General features: G+C 70.4%; 19 protein-coding genes and 2 pseudogenes. 12 read left to right on the top strand and 9 right to left on the bottom strand.

Annotated elements, in window-relative coordinates; genetic code table 11:
• Positions 1 to 23: 23 nt before the first annotated feature.
• The 3 genes from AB0J02_RS35770 to AB0J02_RS35760 all read right to left on the bottom strand — a co-directional run bounded on the left by AB0J02_RS35770 (position 24) and on the right by AB0J02_RS35760 (position 4,255).
• Positions 24 to 1,328, bottom strand: coding sequence for a phospholipase D-like domain-containing protein (locus AB0J02_RS35770; RefSeq protein WP_363198016.1), 1,305 nt, complete (start codon positions 1,326 to 1,328; stop codon positions 24 to 26).
• A 178-nt stretch (positions 1,329 to 1,506) separates the two neighbouring features.
• Positions 1,507 to 3,291: a stealth family protein gene (locus AB0J02_RS35765; protein WP_363198015.1), complete on the bottom strand. Its 1,785-nt coding sequence runs from the start codon at positions 3,289 to 3,291 to the stop codon at positions 1,507 to 1,509.
• A 118-nt stretch (positions 3,292 to 3,409) separates the two neighbouring features.
• Positions 3,410 to 4,255, bottom strand: coding sequence for an alpha/beta hydrolase (locus tag AB0J02_RS35760; RefSeq protein ID WP_363198014.1), 846 nt, complete (start codon positions 4,253 to 4,255; stop codon positions 3,410 to 3,412).
• A gap of 504 nt (positions 4,256 to 4,759) precedes the next feature.
• Here AB0J02_RS35760 and AB0J02_RS35755 point away from each other — a divergent pair.
• Complete coding sequence (locus tag AB0J02_RS35755; protein ID WP_363198013.1) at positions 4,760 to 5,185, top strand: hypothetical protein; 426 nt, start codon at positions 4,760 to 4,762, stop codon at positions 5,183 to 5,185.
• A 30-nt stretch (positions 5,186 to 5,215) separates the two neighbouring features.
• Positions 5,216 to 5,577, top strand: a pseudogene (locus tag AB0J02_RS35750) (transposase); the annotation flags it as partial.
• A gap of 157 nt (positions 5,578 to 5,734) precedes the next feature.
• On the opposite strand, the gene AB0J02_RS35745 reads toward AB0J02_RS35750, so the two are convergent.
• A complete protein-coding gene (locus tag AB0J02_RS35745; protein WP_363198040.1) occupies positions 5,735 to 6,367 on the bottom strand; it encodes a response regulator transcription factor in 633 nt (210 codons plus the stop codon).
• Entirely contained in the window at positions 6,367 to 7,638 is a 1,272-nt protein-coding gene (locus AB0J02_RS35740; protein ID WP_363198039.1) for a sensor domain-containing protein, read from the bottom strand. The genes AB0J02_RS35745 and AB0J02_RS35740 overlap by 1 nt, the downstream gene beginning before the upstream one ends.
• Before the next feature lie 317 nt (positions 7,639 to 7,955).
• Between AB0J02_RS35740 and AB0J02_RS35735 the strand changes: the two genes are divergently transcribed.
• The 10 genes and pseudogenes from AB0J02_RS35735 (at position 7,956) to AB0J02_RS35690 (ending at position 18,600) form a co-directional block, all read left to right on the top strand.
• Positions 7,956 to 9,419: a BTAD domain-containing putative transcriptional regulator gene (locus AB0J02_RS35735; protein WP_363198012.1), complete on the top strand. Its 1,464-nt coding sequence runs from the start codon at positions 7,956 to 7,958 to the stop codon at positions 9,417 to 9,419.
• Positions 9,420 to 9,526: 107 nt separating this feature from the next.
• A complete protein-coding gene (locus tag AB0J02_RS35730) occupies positions 9,527 to 9,745 on the top strand; it encodes a hypothetical protein (protein WP_363198011.1) in 219 nt (72 codons plus the stop codon).
• A gap of 422 nt (positions 9,746 to 10,167) precedes the next feature.
• Positions 10,168 to 10,389 (top strand): annotated as a pseudogene (locus AB0J02_RS35725) (VTT domain-containing protein); the annotation flags it as partial.
• Positions 10,390 to 10,531: 142 nt separating this feature from the next.
• Entirely contained in the window at positions 10,532 to 11,269 is a 738-nt protein-coding gene (locus AB0J02_RS35720; protein ID WP_363198010.1) for an ABC transporter ATP-binding protein, read from the top strand.
• Positions 11,263 to 13,719 (top strand): ABC transporter permease, encoded by a 2,457-nt coding sequence (locus AB0J02_RS35715; RefSeq protein WP_363198009.1) that lies wholly within the window; start codon positions 11,263 to 11,265, stop codon positions 13,717 to 13,719. Before AB0J02_RS35720 ends, AB0J02_RS35715 begins: the two co-directional genes overlap by 7 nt.
• A 500-nt stretch (positions 13,720 to 14,219) precedes the next feature.
• Positions 14,220 to 14,696: a hypothetical protein gene (locus AB0J02_RS35710; protein WP_363198008.1), complete on the top strand. Its 477-nt coding sequence runs from the start codon at positions 14,220 to 14,222 to the stop codon at positions 14,694 to 14,696.
• A 68-nt stretch (positions 14,697 to 14,764) separates the two neighbouring features.
• Positions 14,765 to 15,022: a hypothetical protein gene (locus tag AB0J02_RS35705; protein ID WP_363198007.1), complete on the top strand. Its 258-nt coding sequence runs from the start codon at positions 14,765 to 14,767 to the stop codon at positions 15,020 to 15,022.
• A 533-nt stretch (positions 15,023 to 15,555) separates the two neighbouring features.
• Positions 15,556 to 16,275 (top strand): IS6 family transposase, encoded by a 720-nt coding sequence (locus AB0J02_RS35700; RefSeq protein ID WP_363198006.1) that lies wholly within the window; start codon positions 15,556 to 15,558, stop codon positions 16,273 to 16,275.
• 137 nt (positions 16,276 to 16,412) lie between these two features.
• On the top strand, positions 16,413 to 16,868 hold the full coding sequence (locus AB0J02_RS35695) for a TetR-like C-terminal domain-containing protein (RefSeq protein WP_363198005.1): 456 nt from the start codon (positions 16,413 to 16,415) through the stop codon (positions 16,866 to 16,868).
• Positions 16,869 to 17,565: 697 nt separating this feature from the next.
• Complete coding sequence (locus AB0J02_RS35690) at positions 17,566 to 18,600, top strand: LuxR C-terminal-related transcriptional regulator (RefSeq protein WP_363198004.1); 1,035 nt, start codon at positions 17,566 to 17,568, stop codon at positions 18,598 to 18,600.
• Positions 18,601 to 18,623: 23 nt separating this feature from the next.
• Here the strand turns inward: AB0J02_RS35690 and AB0J02_RS35685 are convergent, their stop codons facing one another.
• The 4 genes from AB0J02_RS35685 to AB0J02_RS35670 form a co-directional block, all read right to left on the bottom strand.
• Positions 18,624 to 19,184, bottom strand: coding sequence for a hypothetical protein (locus AB0J02_RS35685; protein WP_363198003.1), 561 nt, complete (start codon positions 19,182 to 19,184; stop codon positions 18,624 to 18,626).
• Positions 19,185 to 19,471: 287 nt separating this feature from the next.
• Positions 19,472 to 19,738, bottom strand: a complete 267-nt coding sequence (locus AB0J02_RS35680; RefSeq protein WP_363198002.1) for a helix-turn-helix transcriptional regulator — start codon at positions 19,736 to 19,738, stop codon at positions 19,472 to 19,474.
• A gap of 26 nt (positions 19,739 to 19,764) precedes the next feature.
• Positions 19,765 to 20,106 (bottom strand): hypothetical protein, encoded by a 342-nt coding sequence (locus AB0J02_RS35675; RefSeq protein WP_363198001.1) that lies wholly within the window; start codon positions 20,104 to 20,106, stop codon positions 19,765 to 19,767.
• A 186-nt stretch (positions 20,107 to 20,292) separates the two neighbouring features.
• Positions 20,293 to 21,819, bottom strand: a complete 1,527-nt coding sequence (locus AB0J02_RS35670) for an amino acid adenylation domain-containing protein (RefSeq protein ID WP_363198000.1) — start codon at positions 21,817 to 21,819, stop codon at positions 20,293 to 20,295.
• Positions 21,820 to 22,287 lie beyond the last annotated feature (468 nt).

Raw genomic sequence — 22,287 nt, 5'->3', positions numbered from 1 at the left:
TCGGCTGGTGGCGACTGGGAATGCTACTCCAAGGCCTGTGCCGGGTCGATCGGAATCTCGGATGCCGTCTCCTCGGCGCGCTTCTCGGCGCCCAGCTTCCGCGCCGCCGTTCCGCAGCAGCGGTTGAACTGACTCTGCCAGTCCGTCATGAACGCGTCGTAGTCGGACTGGCCGATGAATTGCAGGTCCGACTCGTCGTTGTGCCAGATGCCGTTGCTCGTCCAGTTCGAGGAGCCGACGAACACGATTCTGGTGTCGGACGCGCTCGCGTAACCCCCGCTGACCGTCATGTACTTGTCGTGCGTGTAGTGCAGGGCGTTGCCATTCGCATCGGTGCCACGGGTGGTGTCGTGCACGTCGATATTCGGCCGGTCCTTCAGGTAGTCCTGCACGCTGCTGTCCACCTGGCCGGCGGTGAAGAGTATGTGGATCTTTACGCCAGTTTCTGCCAGGCTCACCAGCTTCTTCGGCAGTTCCAGGTAGTTCCGGTCGCCCGGATCCCCGTGAGAGGTCCACTCGAACATGGCGATGTTGATCGTGGCCGGCGCCTTGACGTTGTTCAGGAAGTCGACCCAGGTGTCACTTCTGTCGCGCGCCTTGGGCCACTGATAGGAGGCTGGGTACAGTTTTCGGGCGGCCATACCGCTATCGGAGTTGTAGTAGTCGGGCACCAGCGGGCCCGGACCGTTGAGTGCTCCCTTGGACATGGCTGTGAAGTAGCGGAGATAAGAGTTGTACAGGTCGACATTGCCCTTGACGGTGGCGGCACTGTTCCACGCGGTGTTGGCCTGGGCGGAGGTGGGGTTGGCGCTGCTGACGGTCACCGTTCTGTTCGCGTCGCTTCCGCCGCTGAGCATGTAGTACTTCGCGTGCAGGGCGGAGCCGGAGTAGTGGGTCAGGCAGCCGCCCGGGCACAGCGCGGCGAAGCTGGAGGCCTGCGGGTCGTTGCCCAGCTCGGTGACCATCGACTGCCAGGTCGCGTTGTCGCTGTGGGAGTCCATCAGTGCCTTGACGATGACGCCGCGCTGGTGTGCGGCGATCAGGGCGGCTGCGAAGTCCGGGCCCGGCTGCGTGTTGCCTATGGAGTACATGGCGACGCGTATGGTCTGCCCGCAACTGGCGCTGTTGATCGATTCGATGATCGGGCCCATGACGTTCATCTGGGCGTCGGCGTCCTCCGGGTCGCTGAAGCTCGGGCCCGGTTTTGAGGTGAACGTCCGAGACTCGCAACTGAGCGGGGACTTCGCCTGCTTGACCGCCGCCTGCGCCGTGGTCGGGGACAGCGCAGTGATGGCCAGTGCGGTGATCAACGTGAGTGTTCGCTTCATGGGCGTGCCTTTCGTTGGGGTGTTGGCGATGACAAGTCGGGGTGTTGCTGTGCCGGCCGAGCAATGACTAGGGGGGCAAGGCCAGCCAGGCGGCCGATGTAGCGGTACCGGCCTGTCCGCTCGGTCGGTGCGGCGGGCTGCCCAGTCACCGACCAGGTGAACTCGCCAACGGAAAACGTCAGCTTGGAACCAGTTCAGAGCCCTGCATGCTGGGCGTTTCCCAGCGGCTGGCGAATGGGAATCGACTCTCCAAGAAATCGCGGAGGGCGCCCGCCACGCGCTCCAGCTCAGGGGCGGCGGTGTCGACGTCGTTGAGGCACAGGAAGTCGTATGTGTGCCCCGGCCGGAACTCGTCGAGAGCCGCGGCCAGGCCCGGCTTGCCTACATCGATGTATCGCAGTCTGAATGTGCCGGGCACGGCACGGCCGGTGAGGTAGGCGTGGTGGTGGTGCAGTGAGGTCGCCATGGCGATGTCCGTCGTGGCGCGGAACCGAGACCGGCTCGTGCGCTGCACATGATCCGCGAATTGCTCGTCCAACTCGGCTAGCACGTCACGGAGTTGGGGATGGGGGGTGTGCTTGAACTTGCTGACGGTGAAGCGGCCGTGGGCGTTCAGCATCAGCTCGCGCACGTTCTTCCCTGCCGAGTTCGGCGCGGGGTCATCCGGGTGTGGGGCGCTGAGGCCGAGCTGGAATGGTGAGAAGGGGAGCTTGGCGATGCCGTTGCCGTGGAAGAACTGGCCGGCGGTGGAGGGGCGGGTGAAGAAGACGTCGTCGTTGAGGTACAGGTAGTGCTCCGACAGGCCCGGTATGTGGTGCAGCTGGGTTTCTATGGCCTGGGAGTTGAAGACGGGCAGCGCCGTCGGGTCGGTGAAGATGTCCTTGTGGTCGATGACCTGGAGCCCGGCCGCTTCCGTGTCGAGCCAGGCGGGTGTCTGGCCGTCGGTGACCAGGTAGATGTTCCGCACGAACGGGGCGTACATCTCCACTGAGCGCAGGGAGTACTTGAGCTCGTCGCGACTGGTGTAGCGCGAGGCACCGGATTCGCGGGCGTGGATTCGCGGGACCTCCGCTCCGGCGCGGAAGGAGTTCCGGCGGGCCGCGAGGTCGGGGTCGTCACCGTCGACCCAGGTGTAGACGAGGTCGATGGGGAAGTCGACGGTGTCGATGCGGGGACGGACGAAGCTCTCGTGGGTGGGGTGGTCGCGGCCCTCGACGGTCTGGACGGCAGCGGTGCGCGCGTCGGCGGGAACCACGTCGGCGACCGCGTTGGGACGGGGGGCGACCAGAGCGTCAGCGAGTACGGCGGGCGGAGCCTGCGTACGCAGGGTGTCCATGCGGGCGGCTCCGCGTTCACTGTCGTCGAGCAGGGCCTGGCCGTCGTTCCAGAACTCGACGTCGCAGCCGTAGGTGAGGTCGGCGAGGATCTGTCCGGCGGGACCGAGCAGGATCTCTCCGAAGCGGATCACGTCCTGGCGTTTGAGGGCGGTGGGCAGGGAGCCGTCGGCGTAGAGCACGGCCTCTGCGGGCAGGGGGTCGCTGCTGGGTTTGAGGGCGTAGAGGGGGCTTGACCCGTATGTGGCGCGCAGAGTGTCCAGCAGTGTCTTGCGGTCGGCGCGGCGTAGGGCGACGACGTGGCGGGTGCGGGAGCGGCCGGGGACGAGGAAGTAATCGACACCGGCCTGTTGCAGGGCGTCGGCGACAAGGGCGAGGTTGCGTGCACTGGCACCGGCGGCGGTGAACTGATTCACGATGCGGCCGTAGTAGGTGCGGTCCTCGAAGGTGACCGTGCGCACCGTGGTGTCCGTATCCAGCATCGCGCGCCGCCGGGCCTCGATTCTTTGCGCACGCTTGCGGGTCACCTCTGCGGCCCGAGTGGCCTCGGCCTGGGCGGCTTGTTCCTCGCGAGCACGTACGCGCCCAGGCAGCAGTTGGTCGGCGAGGCGGTAGAGAGGGGAAGGCATGTGGGGTTTCCTGTCTGGGACGCGACCTGGTGCGGACCGACCCATCGAGCCGCCGTGCACGGCGGCACCTGCTGATCAGATCAATTGACCGTTAGTCAGATGCATCTGTGCTGTGAGGTCAGACGTGAGTTCCGATCCGGGCGAGGACCTTTTCGGGCATGCCCGGGATATCCAGCAGTGCGCTGCCATGGGCGCTGCTCCGGGCTGCGGTCTCGACGGTGACTCCGTCTGTGTGCATGCCGTGCCCCACTTCCTCGGCCTCCTCCAGGTCGAGTGAGAGCTGCACGGGGGCGTCGTCGACGCCGGAGGCGCGGTTCTTGACGACGAAGTCCGTCCAGGTGCCCCAGCAGCTCGCGTGCAGCGAGGTGTCGGTGTCAGCGGGGTAGGGGAAACGGGCGAGGATTGTGGCGTTGTTACGGATCTTGCGCTGCTTGTCCGTGCTGGTGTCGTGATTTCTGTCGTCCCACGCCCGGTAAGGAGAGGTGGTCGGGGCCAGGGCGACGACTCCGCCGACGCGATTAGCTCCGGCCCCGTAGGCGGCGAGTGCCGTCGCGATCTGGGCACCAGCCGAGGAGCCGAGGCGCTCCGGATCAAGGTCGAACTTGGCAACGTTGTCCCTGATCCGGTCGATGGCGGAGATCGGGTCAGTGCGCGGGGCAGCCCAGGAGACGTCGAGATTCAGCCGATAGTCGACCGAGAAGGCGGCATATCCCCGGTCGGCGAAGTGGCGCGACCGGGTGGCCACCTCGGACCCCTCGTACTCGTATCCGCCGTGCAGGATGATAATTCTCGGCTGGCTGGAATTTGACGTGGTCCAGTATGCGTCGAGTTTCCGTCGAGGGTGCGTGCCGTATGAATGCGTCGATTCGCTGCGGCCTGTGGCGGAACTGGGCTGGATGCCAGGGGCTAGCAAACTCTTGACAAGTGCCGCACACGCAAGCAGGCAACCCCGTAGGCGCTTCACAGGTTCTCTGTCTCCGTCCCGGTCCAAGGGCAGGCGACGTGCAGGGTTGGCCGGTTCGCACCACTGTGAACCCTTTCGGCATGCCCCTGATGTGCCGAAACCTTGAACGTCCTGCGATTTCCTAGTGGGGGAACTATGGAGGGCGGGCCAATGGGTAGTCAAGTACAAACAAGCAAGTTTGTCTGACTTGTCCGTAATTTGATTGGAAGGCGGCAATCCGGTTCTTTGTAAGAGTTGGGCGTAATTACTTAGCGTAAATTGGGCATGGGTTTGACATGGGCGCCATTGAGGTCGATAGCTTTACGTACGCTTGATTGCTTGCGGTGTGAGATCTGGAAAGTTTCCGGATGCATGCATCAAGATTGGACAACAACGACATACCGATGGGTGGGGTGGATGACTCATGCCTAGAAGCATGAGCGCGGCCGGTCTGGCCGCTATAGTGGCCACGGTTTTGGCGACAGTTGGGGGGCTGGTTTCGCTGCAGGAGGATGCGCGGACCTGGTGGTCGGCGCGCCGTACGAGGATGTCACCAAGGACGGCACGGATCTGCACGATGCCGGTGCCGTCTACGTGATCCACGGTATGCCGACCGGGATCGGCGCCGGGTCGAAGATCGACAGCTGCACCCAGGCTCAGTTCGACCCGAGCACGGTCACGGAGGAGTACGACCGATTCGGGTTTGCGCCGGCATCGGTCACGACCTCGGGCGGTTCCCCCTATCCACAGCGTCATCGCGTGGACACCGAAGTCGGCGGCCACTTGCTCGACCGTCACGCCCGGGCCGCGGTTCCGCGCGACGCGCACGACATCCTGGCGGAACTCTTCCGGATAAGGCTTGGGCACAGCGACATCCTTCCCACCCGCCCCACAAGGCAAGCCAGTTCAGATGACCTGCCCCACATCCTGGGTTCCAGTTCTGGTGGCTAACTGGCGGTCCTTCACGGAAGGCTGGCAGCCATGCCTCGTCCCTATCCTCCGGAGTTCCGGGCGCGGGCCATCGCCTTGGTCCGCGCCGGCAAGCAGGCCAAGCAGACCGCGGTCGAGCTCGGTATCCATCCCGTCACGTTGTCGAAGTGGTTGCGGCAGGACGACATCGACCACGGGCGGCGGCCGGGAACACCGTCAAGCGAGTCTGCCGAACTGCGGGCCGCCCGCAGGCGGATCCGCGAGCTGGAAACCGAGCTGGGGATCGTCCGGCAGGCGGCGAAGTTCCTGGGCGAGGACAAGCCCCGCCCAAAAGGCTCTACCCGGTGATCGAGCGACTCGTCGATGCCGGGGCACCGGTCGACCGATGCTGCCGGATCCTTGGCGTCTCCCGGCTGCCAGTTAGTCACCGAACCTGGAGCCCAAATGGTGGGGCAGGTCAAGATGTCACCCGATCGTGCGGCAGACCCCCGCTTCCATGCCGCTTCTATTTCTCCCCTGACGTGGCCTTGCTCCCCCGGGACCGGGCGCACCGGGCCGTACCCCGCCGCCTCACGCCCGCAGGAAGGCGAGGACCGCCAGCACACGGCGGTGCGTCTCGTCCGCCTGCGGCAGGTCGAGCTTGGTGAGGATGCTGCCGATGTGCTTGCCGACGGCCGCCTCGGACACCACCAGTTCCCGGGCGATCGCCCCGTTCGACTTGCCCTGCGCGATCAGGGCCAGGACCTCGCGCTCGCGCGGGGTGAGCCGCTCCAGCGGGTCGCGGCGGCGGCGCAGCAGCTGGCGCACCACCTCGGGGTCGACCACGGTGCCCCCGTCGGCGACCTCGCACAGGGCGTCCACGAACTCCTCGACCTGGCCGACCCGGTCCTTGAGCAGATAGCCGACGCCCGAACCGTCCCCGGAGTCGAGCAGCTCCGCCGCGTAGGTCCGCTGCACGTACTGGCTCAGGACGAGCACCGGCAGCGCGGGCCGCTTCTGGCGCAGCCGGACGGCCGCGTGCAGGCCTTCGTCCTGGAATCCGGGCGGCATCCGCACATCGGTGACGACGATGTCCGGCGTGTGCTCCTCGGCCGCGGCGATCAGCGCCGGGGCGTCCCCCACGGCGGCGACCACCTCGTGTCCGAGGCGGCCGAGCAGGCCGATGAGCCCTTCGCGCAGCAGCACGCTGTCCTCGGCCAGCACTACGCGCAGCGATCGGCCGGGTCGGTCAACTCGCAAGGAAACTCCACATGCAGCTCGGTCGGTCCGCCGGGCGGACTGGACAGGGAGAGTTTGCCATCGAGTGCCGACACCCGGTCCGCGAGTCCGGTCAGCCCGCTGCCGCCCCGTGCGTCCGCGCCGCCACGGCCGTCGTCGCGCACCTGCACGGCAAGGCGTCCGCCGGCCCAGCCGCCCGACACCCGCGCGCGGCTCGCCCCGCTGTGCTTGGCGACGTTGGCGAGGGCCTCGCACACCACGAAGTACGCGGCGGCCTCCACCGACTGGGAGAGCCGTCCGGACAGGTCGAGGTCGACGTCGACGGGTACCGGCGAGCGGTCCGCGGCGTCGCTCACGGCGGCCTCGATGCCGTAGTCGGCGAGCACCTTGGGGTGGATGCCGTGGATCAGTTCGCGCAGCTCCGCCAAGGCCTTGCCGGCCTCGTCATGGGCACGGGCGAGCTGGTCGGCGAGGGGACCGTCGGGGACGTCCAGACGGGCGAGGCCCAGCGTCATCGTCAGGGCGACCAGGCGCTGTTGGGCGCCGTCGTGCAGATCGCGCTCGATGCGCCGGCGCTCCGCCTCGAAGGCGTCCACCAACCGGACGCGGGAGCGGGTCAGTTCCACCACCTTGACGCCCAGGTCACCGTCGCGCGGGGCGATCAGCAGCCGGGTCAGCTCGACGCGGGCGCCAGCCGCGGTCCCCAGCACGTACGCCCCCAAGGCCAGGAGCACGAGCCCCAGCATCGCGATGCCGAACGCGGACGGCCACGTGGTGACCGTCCACTGCTTGAGCACCTTCGCCTCCTCGCCGCCGCCGACCGTCGCCATCATCACGGGGGTGGCGACCACGGAGAGGGGGAGGAACAGGGCCACGGTGACCGCGAGGGCGTCGACCGGCCACAACAGGCCCGCGAACAGCAGCGCGTAGCCCAGCTCCCGCCAGGTCACCTGCTCGCGCAGACGCGTCGTCAGCCACGCCCACAGCCCCTCGGAAGCAGGCGGCTGGTGCTGTTCCGGGGCCGGATCCAGGTCGACCAGGCCGAGCCGGCTGCGTTCCACCCAGGCCACCGGCAGCCCCGCGAGCGCCGTCAGCACGACCAGCGGCAGCCCCACCAGCACCACGGCGAGCACAACGCCCAGGGCCGCGGCGGTCACGATCCCCACCAGGGCGACGGCTCCGGCCACCGCGCCGGTGACGAGGTAGGCGGCGCTGCGCCAGGGCCAGGCGGAGCGCAGATAACCGGGCCGGGACATGGCCTGCCACACATTGCGAGGGTGCATGACAGCACGGTAGAAGTCCGCTCCCCGGGCAGGCCAGGGGGCCAGATGCCGGATATGGGGTAGGGCCGGCCCTACCCCCGCGGGGACCGCACCCCGGGTCACGAGTGGCCCCGTGCAGGCTCTTGCCACCGCAGGGCTGCTGCCAAGTTGAACACTCAATTCCGCCAATGTCCGGCGCGAATATGGCTGGAGAACGACGCTTCGACGTTCCGAACCGGTCGCGCCGCCACTGTGCGGCCCCGGCCGCATGTGGTGGGGGGACACCAAGGGAACTCCCGCTTCTCGGGCCTGTGGAGGCAAGAGACGGGGCACGGCACGTCGCGCTGTCGGGCTCCAAGGCGCACACCGTGCTCGCGGCGCTGCTGCTGGCGCGTGGGCGGGTGGTCAGCGACGGGCGGATGAGCGAACTGCTGTGGGGATGGGACCCGCCCGCGACGACGAACGCCCAGATCTACACCTACATCTCGCGGCTGCGGAAACTCCTCGGACCCCATGCCGACCTGGTCCGCCGGCCGCCCGGGTATCAGCTCGTCGACGCGGGCGCGCGGGTCGACGTGGTGGAGTTCGAGCTGCTGCACGAGCGGGGCGCCGCGGCGCTGCGCGAGGGCCGTTCCCAGGAGGCGTCCGGGCTGCTGCGCGAGGCGCTGGGCCTGTGGCGGGGCACGCTCGCCAACGTGTCGCCGCAGCTCGCCGAGGCCGAGTTGCCGCAGCTGGAGGAGGCGCACACCAGCTGCCTGGAACACCGCGTCGAGGCGGACCTCATGCTGGGCCGGCACCACCAGCTGGTCTCCGAACTGACCGGTCTCGTCGCCGAGTCGCCGATCCGTGAACGGCTGCGCGCCCAGCTGATGACCGCCCTGTTCCGCTGCGGACGGCAGGCCGACGCACTGCGTCTGTTCCACGAGGGCCGCGCCATCCTCGCCGAGGAGCTGGGGGTGGACCCCGGTCCCGATCTGGTGGCCGTCTACCAGGCGGTGCTGACCGGCACGCCGAAGCCGCCGGTCCGCCCGGTCCGGGGCCCGGTGCTCGCGACCCGGCCCTTCACCCTGCCGCCCGCGCTCGCCGACTGCGCCGGACGGCAGGCCGAGTTCGACGAGTTGTGCGCGGCTCTGGCGCCGCCGTCCGGGGAAGCGCGCGGCGCGTTCCGGTCGCGGCGGATGCTGATCTCCGGGACGGCGGGGGTCGGCAAGACGACCCTGGCCGTCCAGGTCGCGCATGCCGTGGCGGGTGAGTTCCCCGACGGGCTGCTGTACGCGCAGCTGCACCGCAAGGACGGCACACCCCAGGACGTGGCCGCCGTCCTCGCCCAACTGCTGCGGACGCTCGGGGCGGCGGACGAGGCTCGCGACTGCGGTGACCGTCTCGACGACCTGATCGGCTCCTACCGGACCCGGACGGCGGGCCGCCGCACGCTCATCGTCCTCGACGGCGCCATGAACGAGCTCCATCTGGACGCTCTGCTGCCGTCCACGACCGCCGCCGCCGTGCTCGTCACCAGCCGCAGCAGGCTGAACGCGGTGCCCGGCTCGCGCACCGTGGCCCTCGCCCCCCCCTGGGCGGCACCGAGTCCCTGGCCCTGCTCACGTCCGTCCGCCGGCCGGCCGCTCATGCACCGGACCCGCGGGCCGCCGCCTCGATCGTCCGGGCGTGCGCCGGGCTGCCGCTGGCACTGCGGGCCGCGGCCAACCGGCTCAGCGCCCGGCCGCACCGGCCCGCGTCCCGGCTGGCCCAGCGCCTCGCCGACCCGGCCCTGAGACTGGCCGAGCTGGCCACCGGCGGAATCGACACCGGCGCCCGCCTGGACGCCGCACTGCGGCAACGTCCCGGCGACGAACGGGAGACGGCCCGGCGACTGGCACCGATGGGGCGGGAGGCGTTCACCGTGCACGACGCCGCCGTCGAGCTCGAACTGCCGGAGGAAGCCGCCGAGGAGCTGCTCGAGCGGATGGTCGAGGGCGCGGTCCTGACGATGCCGGGCATCGGCACAGGGGGCCGGCCCGGCCGGCCCCGCTACCAGTTCCACGAGTTGATGCGGCAGGCGGCGTGCGGCAGCGGCGCGCTCGAACCCGTACCCCAGTGATCGTGGAGAGCCGGCCCGAGGCGGGGAGGTACGCCTGGCCCTACCCCAAGTCTCGATCCTGCCGCACTGCGCCGGGGCACCGTCACGCGGTTTCGTGGAACCACCGCGAAAACGAAGGGTGGTGGCGTCCGATGACAGGTTGGCTCGCGGAACACGTGCTGGCGCACGGCACGCTCGGCATCCTCGGCGCAGTCTGCTGTTCCCCGCGCTGGATGCCGCCATCCCCGTGTTCGGCGCCCTAATACCCGGTCAGACGGCCGTCGTGGTGGGCGGCATGCTGGCCTGGCACGGCCACGTCACCGTCGGGGCGACCCTGCTGACCGCGGTGGCCGGCGCCATACTCGGCAAGCTGGCCGGCTACTCCGTCGGGCGGCGCTGGCACGCCCGGCTGCTCACCCCCCGCGGGCGGCGAACGGCGGCGCCGCCACACCGAGCGGGCCCTCGGGCTGATCGCGCGGCGCGGCGTCCACGCGGTCCTCATCGGCCGGTTCACCGCCGTGCTGCGCACCGTCGTCCCCACGCTGTGCGGGGCTACGTGGATGCCGCTGCGGCGCTACCTGCTGTGGTCCGCGGTGAGCAGCGCGGTGTGGGCGCCCACGTTCGTCCTCATCGGCTACGTGATGGGCCCGCCCGGGCCCGGATGAGGCGCGTGCGCCTCGTGCAGGGACCTACCATGCGCGACGCCCGGCCGCCGAACACCACGCCCGGACAATGGTCCTCGGCGCCGTTTCTCCAACTCCTCCCGCCCGAGCGGCGGGAGGGCCAACCTCGAACGAGTTGGGACTCATGAACAACGACGCGATCCAACTGCGCTCCGTCAGCAGGCGGTACGGGGCCGGCGGCAGTGCCGTGACGGCACTCGACCAAGTGTTGCTCTCCTTTCCCCGAGCCACGTTCACTGCTGTCATGGGCCCGTCCGGCTCCGGCAAGTCGACCCTGCTGCAATGCGCCGCCGGGCTTGACCGGCCGACGTCCGGATCGGTCACCATGGGCGGCACCGAACTGACCCGGCTCAGCGAGACCAAGCTGACGCTGCTGCGCCGCGAGCGCATCGGGTTCGTCTTCCAAGCGTTCAACCTGATGCCGTCGCTGACCGCCGAGCAGAACGTCGCGCTGCCGCTCAAGCTGGCCGGCAAGCGGGTGCCCAAGGCGCAGGTCCGCCAGGTCCTGGAGCAGGTCGGGCTCGGCGGACGCGCCGGTCACCGGCCCAGTGAGATGTCGGGCGGTCAGCAGCAGCGCGTCGCCCTGGCCCGCGCCCTGGTCACCCGCCCCGAGGTGCTGTTCGGTGACGAGCCGACCGGCGCCCTGGACTCGGGGACCAGCCGCGAGGTGCTCGCCCTGCTGCGCTCCATGGTCGATCGCGAGGGCCAGACGGTCATCATGGTCAGCCACGACCCGGTGGCCGCGTCCTACGCCGACCGCGTCGTCTTCCTCGTCGACGGCCGCGTCAACGGAGAGCTGCTCGGGGCGAGCGCCGACGACATCGCCTCCCGGATGACGAAGCTGGAGGCCGCGCCGTGCTGAGCGTCGCGCTGCGCACCCTGCGTACCCGCTGGGTCACTTTCGTCGGCAGCTTCATCGCGCTCTCGCTGGGCGTCGCGCTGCTCGCCGTGATGGGGCTGGCCCTCGCCTCCTCGGTGGACGCGCCCGAGCGGCAGCCGGAGCGGTTCGCCGCGGCGCCGGTCGTCGTCCAGGGGCAGAACACCCTGCACGTGGCGACGCCGATCGGCGACCGCGCCCAGAAGCTGGACCAGCCGCGTCCGGTGCCCGAGCGGACCGTCGCGAAGCTGGCCGGGCTCGGCAAGGTCGTCACCGACCGCTCGTTCGCGGTACGGGCTAAGGACGGTCCCGGCGAGCTGGTGGGTCACCCGTGGTCCACCGCCGCGTTCGCCCCGTACAAGCTCTCCGCGGGGCACGCGCCGCGCACCGACGGCGAGGTCGTCGTCACCGGGGACTGGGCGCGGCCCGGCGACCGGGTGCGCACCGACCGAGGCACCGTGACCGTCGTCGGCACCCTCGCCCCGCGCGGCTTCGAGGACGCCGTCTTCTACGCCGACGAACGCGCCGCCGAACTGGCGCCGTCGAGCACCCAGCTCGTGGTGGACGCGGACGCGGACGCCGTGCGCGCTGCGGTGGCCGGCCGCGACGGTGTCACCGTGCTCACCGGAGCCGACCGCCGTCGCGCCGACACCGACCCGGACCGCGACAGCGAGGCGCTCACCGCGATGAACGCCATGTTCGGCACCGCTGGCGGCGTCACCGCCTTCGTGTCGGTGTTCGTGGTGGCCTCCACCTTCGCGTTCACGGTCGCCCAGCGGCGCAGGGAGATCGGACTGCTGCGCACCGCGGGTGCCACGCCGGGGCAGATCCGCCGGATGGTGTTCATGGAGGCGCTGCTGGTCGGCGTCCTCGCGTCGGCGGTTGGCTGTGTGCTCGGCGCGTACGGCGCCCCGCCCCTGGCCACATGGGTGGTGGATGGCGACCTCGCGCCGCGCTGGTTCGCCATCGGCGACCACACCTGGCCATACCACATGGCGTTCTGGACGGGGCTGCTCGTCGCGCTGCTCGGCGTGATCGCCGCTTCCTGGCGGGCCGGACGCACCGGTCCCACGCAGGCGCTGCGCGAGGCGTCGGTGGACAGCAGGGCGATGACGTGGGGCCGCTGGCTGTTCGGGGCGGGCCTGCTGCTGACCGCGGTGGTGACGCTGGTCATGGCGCTGACCGGCGACCCGGGCGAGCTGCTGCACCGCAAGACGTACATCAGCCGCCCCATGCTGCTGATCACGGCGGTGGCGCTGCTCGCTCCGATCCTGGTGCGCCCGCTGACCCGGTTGTTCGCCTGGCTGCCCGCCCAACTGCCGGGAGCGGCAGGCATGCTGGTGCGGGAGAACGCGGCCTCGGGGGTCCGGCGCACCGCCGCGATCGCGGCGCCCGTCCTGGTCACGGTCGCCCTCGCGGGCTCCCTGCTGGGGGCCACGGCCACACTCGACGAGGCCAAGGCCGCCGAGACGCGTGAGCAGACCACGGCCGCCTTCGTGGTCCGTCCCGCCGGGGACACCGGGTTCGATCCGGCGACGATGCGGCGGCTGAAGGCGGTCGAGGGGGCGAAGGTGTCGGCGACATCGGCCACGGCCGTGTACGTCCTGGAGGATGGTGTCGCCCTGATCAAGTCCGAGGCCCGCGCGGCGCAGGCGGGTCCACTCGCCGAAACGGTGCGGCTGCCGCTGGCCGCGGGGAAGGCCGGCGGCCTCGACGACGACTCGATCATCGTCAACGAGGAGTGGGCGCAGCACACGGTCGGCCAAAACGTCGACGTGTGGCTCGGCGACGGCACGAAGAAGTCGTTGCGCATCGCCGCCGTCATGACCACCGGCACCGGTAACAACGGTGCCTACGTCACCCCGGCCAACGCGCGCCGGGCGCCCGTGGACCGGGTGGACGTCTCGCTCACCGACGGGGCCGACGCCGCCGTGGTGGCCGCGGGCCTGCGCGAGGCGATGGGTGCCGCGGGCGGCCAGGTGTTCACCAAGGACCAGTGGGTGGCGGCGAGTTACCCCGAGACGAACCGGAACACCCGGTACGGCTTCTTCCTGGTCCTCGGCATCGCCCTGCTCTACACCGGGATCTCGCTGGCCAACACGATGGTCATGGCGACGTCCGACCGGGTCCGTGACCTGGCCGTGCTGCGCCTTGCCGGGGCCACCCGGTGGCAGGTGCTGCGGCTGGTCGGCGCCGAGGCGCTGATGGTCGTCGCGGTCGGCGCAGTGCTCGGGCTGCTGGTCGCCGGGCTGAACCTGGCCGGGATGTGGGGCGCACTCGGCCTGCAGTCGGTGTGGAGCCCGGTGGAGCTGCCATGGGCGGAGATCGGGGAGATGGCCGCGGCGTGCGCGGTGCTCGCCGTGGTGTTCTCCGTCGCGCCCGCCTCGCTGGCGCTGCGACGCCGGGCCGTGGAACTGGCCGGCGTGAAGGAGTGACCCTCTGACGGGCGCCGGCCGGTCGTTCCCCCGCCCCGGCGGATCGCCGCGTACAGGTCGGCCTTGGATTTCGACAGGCGCATCGGTGCCCCCAGCAGGAGAAGCACAGCCATCGTCCCACCACAAGGCCCTAACTGCCCCTAAAACACAGCGACATCGTCTTCGCCGACACAACGGTGACATCCGCGCTCAACGGCAAACGACACTGAGCCTTTTCCAACTTGGCGGCCGTGCTGGTCAGCGCCCTGTCGGTGATCGATTGTCCGCATCCGGCACGGGTTCTTGACCAGGGTCTCCGCAGCCGCATGCTTCTCCGGTGAGCTCCAACGGGCTCCTGCGACGCACACGCACATCAGGTTGGAAAGGGCTCACTGTCCCGTGCAGAGTGACATACGAGTGGTTGCGGTTGCTGTCCGTACGGGAGTGCGGATGTCTTTGGTGTCGCCTGCGGGTCTGGGGAGGGCGCGCGGGGGCATCCGTGGCGGATGGGTGATGCGCGGGTGGGGCAGTTGATCGAGCGGGCGGTAGCGGGGGATGAGGCGGGTCTGCCGGGGCGGTTGTGCCGGGCGTTGTGTGTGGGGCTGGGGATGGACGGGGCGTCGATGGCGCTGCTGACGCATACCGAGGCGCGTCAGTTGTTGTGTGCGAGCGGGGATGAGGCGTTGCGGCTGGAGGAGCTGCAGTTCGAGTCGGTGGAGGGGCCGTGCATGGCGGCGTCCGAGTCCGGGGTTCCGGTGGTGTGCATGGACCCGCGCGAGTACCTGTCCCTGTGGCCGATCTTCGGTTCCCGGCTGCGGGAGGAGCTCCCTCAGGTCTCTTTCATCCTGGCGCTGCCGCTGACGCCCTCCGGCGGCACAAGGCCGATCGGCTCGCTGGACCTGTTACGGCACACGCCCTGCAACCTCGTGCACGATACGAGCGGTCGCCGCATCCGCACAGGTCAACGGCTCGGTCGTCGCGGCGGCACAAGCAGCTGACCTGCAGCGATTCTTATCGTGCACGAGGTCGCTGGTCGCCCGCGGAGAATCTTCTCCCTGACGCGCTGGTGGCCGCTCAGGCGGTCACCGACATCCTGTTGCACCGCGCATTGCGGCACTTCGGCGGCCAGGGGGCGTTGCCGTGGGAGCCGGCCGAGGTGATCGATACTCACTGGGGGCAGGCTAGGCGGGCCGCCGGCCGGCTGGCGGCCCGCCGTGATATCGGCTTTCCGGATGCGCTGGCCCTGCTGCGGGCCCGCGCTTTCGCCACCGGCTGCCCGCTGCCGCAGGTGTGCGCCGAGCCCTTTGATGAGCCGCGCGGGTAGGCACGGGGCTGCCGCGGGACGGGAGGACGGCACTGCTGCCGCATCATCCGGCGTGACACGGGAGCGGTCGGCCGGGCCGCTGCACGGCACGCGTGGCAGCCTGCGGCCAGAGAGCGCTCGGCCAGGGCCTCGTGGCCGGCCGCACCTTTCCAGGGACCGGGTGCGGTGCGAGCAGTGCCTGACGCCCGGCTGCCCGGCGTCGCCATCGAGTGCCGATCTCGCGCCGCCGCGACCGGGTCGGCGGTGAACTGGTAGCCGTCGCGGCGGGTGTAGATCAGAGCCGTTTGGTGCCTCTGTTCCGCGACCGGGAGCCAGCACGGTGGATCTTGGTCGTGACACCGTCTATCAGGAGCTTCTTCATTCCGTCAGCCCGGCCAACTCTTGGTCAACGCAACCAGGTTGAAAAGGGCTCACTGACATCACTGCCAGGAAGCCGACCACCCGAAGTGGACCAGAGCCCGGACAGAGGGGCTGTCACGTTGACTGACCGGGTGGGATGATCTTCTGGTTGATCATGCTGGGAGGGGTCGTCCGTGGGGAGTACGTCGCCGTCGTACAGGGGGCACCGGTACCCGGTCGAGGTGATCTCCCACTGTGTGTGGCTGTACTTCCGGTTCCCGCTCAGCTTCCGCGAGGTTGAGGAGCTGATGCTCCAGCGCGGCGTCATCGTCTCCTACGAGACCATCCGCCGCTGGTGCGCCAAGTTCGGCCAGGCCTACGCGAACGGACTGCGCCGGAGACAATCCCGGCCCGGGGACAAGTGGCACCTGGACGAGGTGTTCATCAGGATCAACGGCGAGCTGAAGTACCTGTGGCGGGCCGTCGACCAGGACGTCAACGTACTCGACATCCTCGTCCAGAATCGGCGGGACAAGGCCGCCGCCCGACGCTTCTTCCGCAGGCTGATGAAGAAGACCGGCACGGTGCCGCGGGTGGTCGTCACGGACAAGCTCCGCTCCTACGGCGCGGTCCACCGCGAGGTCATGCCCTCCGTCGAGCACCGCTCCCACAAGGGACTGAACAACCGGGCGGAGAACAGCCACCAGCCCACCAGGCAGCGTGAACGCGCGATGAAGGGCTTCCGTAGCGTCGGCGCGGCTCAGCGGTTCCTGTCCGCGTTCAGCGGTATCTCACCCCACTTCCGGCCCCGCCGCCACCTGATGACCGCCACCCGACACCGCGCCGAAATGACAGTCCGCTTCGCCATCTGGGACCAGATCACCGGCGCTGTCGGCCGGCCCACCACGCCCTGACCACAGACCCGGACCGCGGCCCCACCATGCTTCGACGCACCGTCAGACACCCACACACCCAACAACGTGACAGCGCCCCGCGGAGGCCTCGAAGCGGTGACCCTCCGCGCAGTCGGCGCGGGCCGGAGTGACCCGCGGTGCGCCCGACCGGCACTTTCCCGACAAGGAGAGCCTGCTGGTGGCGATCGGCACGCGGGCATGGGACCGGCTCGGCGATCTCATGGAGGAGGCTGCGCGCCGAGGCCGGTCTGTCGGGCGAAGAGAAACTGCGCAGCGGAGTCATCGCGCTCATCGACATCGGCCGCTCCCGGCCGCACCTGTACAAGCTGATGTTCAGCAATCCCTCCGCTGACCCCACCGCACTGGCCCGTGCGGCCGAGCGGAGTCAGACCGAGTTCCTGGCCATCGTCGCCGAACTGGTCGGCGAGCGAGACGCCCGGAGATACGCCGCCCTGCTCATCAGCGCCGCGAACGGAGTCGCCGGCATGGAGGTGAGCGGTCAGCTGCCCAACGACAAGTGGGGTGAGGTGGGCGCCGAAGACCTCATCGACACGCTCGTCACCCTCATCGCCGGCAGCGGTCGGCGATCCTGACCGGGCGCCCCTTCCGCGCGTGCACCAGGCGCAACGGCATCCGACCCTGACGCCCTGTAACAGCACAGGTCAAAGCCCGCTGGTGCGCGTTTCGGCGGACGCACCGGTGATGCCGGCAACTCCTCTCGCACCCCACCGGCCGTGAGCAGGTCCAGGGTGGAGAGAAATGGTGAGGATCAACCCTCCCCACCCCCGCGGGCACGTTCCCACGACCCCCAAGCGCGCCTGCTGCGGCGTGTCCCGTCAGCGCCTCGTGGCCGAACCGTGCCCGCTATCCGCTCGCGCGTGCCCGTTTGCCTGTCCGCGCATGCCCGTCGTGTCCCCGCTTCGATTCGGGCGCTATGGTATTGCCCGCCCGGCTACGCACCGGTTCCGGCTTGGAAGCATCAGAGGCATGGATCGGCGGCGCGCGATGGTCGGCGGGAGGGTTCGGCGGGGCTTCACGATGTGGTGGGCATCCGTCGGAGCGCCTGTCCGGGCGGTACGCGTGGGCCGGGACGGGTAACGGGTGAGCAGGAGCGGGATGTCTTGGCGGCCCCGGTGCAGTGGGCGCCTTTGTCGCGCGCAACCCCCGGAGGCCGGTGCCCATCTACAGGAGAGAGGGCCGGCAGGTCGGTGAAGAATCGATTCCTGGTTCCGGACGGGGCTACGAAGTTTCCTGTGTTCCCACGTTACTTGTCATAGGCAGGGGATGACTTTGAGGCAGCAGGCTGAAGGCCACAAGCTCGATGCCCAGGAGGTGGCCGTCTACCGGTGGCTCGCCCTCCACCGGCGGTTCGATCCGTCCCGGATGGCGGCGGAACTGGCGCTGAGCGAGGCCGAGGTGACTCGTGGCGTCGACTCCCTCCTCCAACTGGGCCTGTTCCAGCGGGACATGGAGGGCGACGGGGTGCTCAGGGCCGTCGACCCGCACCTTGCCGCTGCGGTGGCCTCGGCGCCCGTGGAGAGAGCCATCCGCGAGCAGGAGATATCGTTACGGGCCCTGCGTGACCAGTTCGCCCAGCTCTCGTCGCACTACGAGGAGGGGCTGCGCGGCACCCCCGCCACCTTGGAGACCATCCCCGCCCTCAGCGAGGTACGGGCCGCCCTGAACCGGGCCGCCGAGATGTGCCGCGAGGAGATGATCACCGTCCAGCCCGGCGGCACACGCGCCCCCGAGGTGCTCAAGGACGCCCTGGCCAGGGACAGCGACGCGCTCGCTCGCGGGGTACGGATCCGCACTCTCTACCACCACACCGCGCGCTTCAACAGCCCGAGTCAGGCCTACGTGGCACTGGCCAGCGCCCTGGGCGCCGAGTACCGCACCGCCCACCAGCTCTGCGGCCGGATGATCGTCTTCGACCGGGCGCTGGCCTTCCTGCCCGACCATCGGGGGACGTGGGGGGCCGTCGCCATCCGTGAGCCGTCGGTCGTGCACTTCCTGTGCGAGCTGTTCGAGCAGGCGTGGACGGAGGCACAGCCCTTTTCCGACGCGGCCGCCGACGGACTGGAGGCCGTCGCCAAGGACCTGGACCGCACCATCCTGCGGCTGCTGGCCACCGGCCGGAAGGACGAGACGATCGCCCGCCGCCTCGGCATGTCGCTGCGGACCACGCGCAAGCACATCGCGGACATCATGCAGACCCTGGGCGCGGAGAGCCGGTTCCAGGCGGGATTCGCCGTCGCCACCCAGGGGTTGCTCGGTGACGACGACGCGGGGTACGACACCACGGACCCGCGGGACGTGCGCTGACGGGCCCTCAGGACTGTGCTGTTTCAGTGCTGTTCGCCCAGGACGAGTTCCATGAGGACCGTCGGGGTGTGGACGTCGAGGAGGCCGTAGGCGTGATCGCGGGGCACGAAGAGTGTCCCGCCCGCGCGCAGCCGCAGGTCCACGGCGTCGCCGGCGGGACCGCCCGCGACGCCGGTGTCGCGGGTGACCCGGCACCGGCACGCCCCTTCGAGCACCGTCACGATGTACTCGGCCGCGGCCGACGCCTGTCGTGCGCCGACCGCCGCCGACGGCAGGAACCGGTAGGAGGCACGGACCCGCAGGTCCAGGAGTTCGCCGAGCGCCGCTGCCAGCAGTTCGGTCTCCGGGTCCGCGGCCCCGAGGCGTTGCGTCTGACCGTCCGAGCGGCGGGACCGGGCCCCGCCTCGGTAGGGGCGGCCTTCGGGTGGGCGGCCGGAACGGGCGAGGCGCTGCAGCTCGGGCAGGGTGTCGAAGTCCTCGGGCCAGAACAGTGCAGGGCCCTTGTCCCCGTGCGTCGCGACGCACAGCGCGATCTCTCGGACGAAGGAATCGAGCGGCTTCTCCAGCCGGTGGGGCTTCGGCACAACTCTCCGATCTCGCATCGGCCCGGCCCCCGGCCGGGGACTTGCGGGCTCCGTCGAGTCGGCTGCCGCTTCGGTCGTGTTCCACCGGGTTTCCACCGGTCCCGGCACCGTCCGACGGCGGTGTGAAAGGCATTGTGACGTTCGCGCGGCCGCACATGAAGTCACGAGTTCCCGTTACACGGCGCGGGCGGTTGCGGGCAGCACGACCGCCCGGCAAGGCCGACTGGCGGCCTCACCGGGCTCGGTGCTTCTCGCGGTGGTACGAGGTGGCTACCCCTGCGCAACGGCTACGTCTGTGAGCTGCTCCTGCGCGGTGGTCCCCCCGCGGGGAGGGGCGTCTCCTCGTGCGTCTCGGACAGGGCGATGGCGAGGCGCAGCAGATGGATCCGGTTCCGGGCTCCCGTCTTCTCGCGGATCCTGCGCAGATACGTGTCGACGGTGTGCGGGCTCAGGTTCATCCGGCGCGCGATGGACGCGTAGGTGAGACCGTCGGCGAGATGTCCGAGAGTCTCGCGCTCACGGTTGCTCAGCGAGGCCGGGGCGGAGGGAGTCATCGGGACCGTGGCGGCGGCCGGCCTGCTCAGCCCCAGCCGCTGTCGTCCCCGGGGACGGCGGTGCGCAACTCACTGGAGGACACCGGGGGCTCCACGCTGCCCCAGCCGCTGTCGCCCGGAGAGACGCCGGTGCGCAGCCCGGCCGAGGACACCGGGGGTTCCACGCTGCCCCAGCCGCTGTCGCCCGGTGCGACGGCGGCACGCAGTTGGCCCGAGGCGAGGGGAGGCTCCTCGCTGCCCCAGCCACTGTCGTCGGTGGTCGCCGCGACGACCGCGGAGTGAAGGGCCGTGCCCTCTGCGACGGACATGGCGCCAAGGGCGAGCAGTGCGGCTGCGATCACTGTGGTGACGGGGCGTCTGACGTTCACTGGAGCTGCTCCTGTCGTGAGGTGGTGGGGGAGAGGCCGGTGGTGATCCGGGCCCGTGTCCCCGCTGCAACAAGGTTCTCGGCTGCGTGACCCGCCCGCCATGGGGGAAGGGGCTCACCAACCTGTCCGGCAGCAAAGACGAACGGGCCGCAAAAGGCGCGCAGTTGAGCAAAACGGGCGCGGCGCTCAGCCGGCGCGGCCGCCGGGTGGGGCGACGGCGCCAGTGCCGGAGCCGGAACGGCGGCGGCCGGCCAACTCCTCCAGCCTCCCGCGGTCCAGCTTGCCGCTGAGGGTCAGGGGCAGGGCGGGCAGCGCCACGAAGCGAGCGGGCACCATGTGGGAGGGCAGGAACTCCGCCATCTCGGCGGGCAGCCGTCGCGCGAGGGTGTCGTCCGTCTCGTCCCGGGGGACGAAGCAACCGACGAGCATGGGTTCACCGCGCGGACCGGTCACCGACACGACGGCGCCGCCGGCCACCCCCGCGCATCCGAGCAGCCGGCTTTCCACCTCGCCCAGCTCGACGCGCATCCCGCGCACCTTCACCTGCCGGTCGGCCCGGCCGAGGCAGTGCAGGGACCCGTCGGTGTCCCGTACGGCGAGGTCGCCGGTGCGGTACCAGACGCGGCCGTCCGCGTCGCGGACGAACGCCCGCCCGGTCAGCTCGGGCCGGTCCAGATAACGGTCCGCGATGCCCCCCGACAGATAAATCTCCCCGCTCTCCCCGTCCGCCACGAGCCGTCCGCCGGAGCGCAGTTGCACCTCCACGTGCGGCAGGGCCCGGCCGATGGGCGTGCCCGGCGCGTCCCGCCGGGCCAGCTCGACCGGGGTGAGCCGCTGCCACGTCGCGTAGACCGTGCCCTCGGTCGGGCCGTACAGATTGTGGTACGTCGCACCGGGGGAGAGGCCCAGGTCGGCCCAGCGGGTCACGACCGCCGGTTCCACCGCCTCGCCCGCCAGCAGCACCCGGCGCAGCGCCGGGAAGGAGGCGCCCGCCCGCACAGCGGCGTCGAGCAGATAGCGGAAGACGGTCGGTACCTGGCTGAGTACCGTCACGCGCTCCTCGACGAGCAGTTCGACCAGCCGGCGCGGATCCCTGAGCGCTCGCTCGGGCACGGCGACCAGCCGGGCGCCGGTCACCAGCGGGACCCATGACTCGGCCAGGCTCACGTCGAAGCAGGGGGAGGTGGACTGCGCCCAGACCTCGTTGGCGCCGGTCCCGAAGGACGCCACGAACCCGCGGACGAACGCGGCCAGGCTCCGATGGGAGACGACGACTCCCTTCGGGCGGCCGGTGGACCCCGAGGTGTGGAGGACGTAGGCGGTGCCCTTCGGTGCCCGCGGCCCCGGCGCGTTCGTTTCCGCAGACCCGCTCAGGATGAACGTGTCGTCGGGGCCGGCCTCCACCACCGTACGGACCCCGGCGTCGGCGAGCACGAAGTCCTGGCGCGGGCGGGGGTAGGAGGGGTCCACCGGCACGTATCCGCAGCCGTGCCGCCAGATGCCCAGCACAGCGGCGTACACCCGCCAGCCGCGCGGCATGCGCATTCCCACGAGATCGCCGGGCCGGACCCCCGCGTCCGCCAGCAGACCCCGTACCACCTCGGCGGCCGCGCCCAGTTCGCCGTAAGTGACCTCGCGGGAGGCGTCGATGACGGCGACTCCCCCCGGATGGTCGGTGATGCTCCTGCGGACCCACTCATCGACCTGTTCCATGGTGCCGAACCGCCCCTCCGCTGCGCGCCGTCGGTGGTGCGCCGAGGCACCGTCCGCGGGACGCTAAGCAGCGGCCGAGGGCCGGTCAAGACGTTCCCGGCCGGTTCCGGGCCGGTGCCCGGCGAGCCCGCGGAGGACGGTCCCGAGCGGGGCCCGGCCGGGGACCAGGGGATTCGGCCGCGTGGGCGGTGGCGGTCACCGCCCGCGCGAAGGAGCGGCGGTGCACCGCCGGAACCGCGGGGGAACCGGGGCCGCACCCGCGCGAGACGCGGCGGCGTCCCGGCGGCGGCCGCAGCGGTCGCCGAACGCCGAACCCAGAAGGGGCTCTTGTGCCGGTTGGAGGGATTTCGCACCCCCCCGGCTTTGCTGTCGTGCAGGTCGGTGAGGTGGCCGGGGCGTGGCCCGCGCGGGGCGTCCTGACGATCGTAGAGGACAAGTACAGCCGCCCCGCCCCCGGCGACGCCCGCC

The organism is Streptomyces sp. NPDC050264, assembly GCF_040655895.1.
Taxonomy (GTDB): Bacteria; Actinomycetota; Actinomycetes; order Streptomycetales; family Streptomycetaceae; genus Streptomyces.
Note: the sequence above shows the minus strand (reverse complement) of the source record. Positions and strands in the feature narration are given on the sequence as shown.

Bases quoted from the DNA above. Each gene is read 5' to 3' on its own strand.
- AB0J02_RS35770 (WP_363198016.1), bottom strand. From the start codon at position 1,328: ATGAAGCGAACACTCACGTTGATCACCGCACTGGCCATCACTGCGCTG.
- AB0J02_RS35765 (WP_363198015.1), bottom strand. From the start codon at position 3,291: ATGCCTTCCCCTCTCTACCGCCTCGCCGACCAACTGCTGCCTGGGCGC.
- AB0J02_RS35740 (WP_363198039.1), bottom strand. From the start codon at position 7,638: ATGTCCCGGCCCGGTTATCTGCGCTCCGCCTGGCCCTGGCGCAGCGCC.
- AB0J02_RS35730 (WP_363198011.1), top strand. From the start codon at position 9,527: ATGGGGCGGGAGGCGTTCACCGTGCACGACGCCGCCGTCGAGCTCGAA.
- AB0J02_RS35720 (WP_363198010.1), top strand. From the start codon at position 10,532: ATGAACAACGACGCGATCCAACTGCGCTCCGTCAGCAGGCGGTACGGG.
- AB0J02_RS35680 (WP_363198002.1), bottom strand. From the start codon at position 19,738: ATGACTCCCTCCGCCCCGGCCTCGCTGAGCAACCGTGAGCGCGAGACT.
- AB0J02_RS35670 (WP_363198000.1), bottom strand. From the start codon at position 21,819: ATGGAACAGGTCGATGAGTGGGTCCGCAGGAGCATCACCGACCATCCG.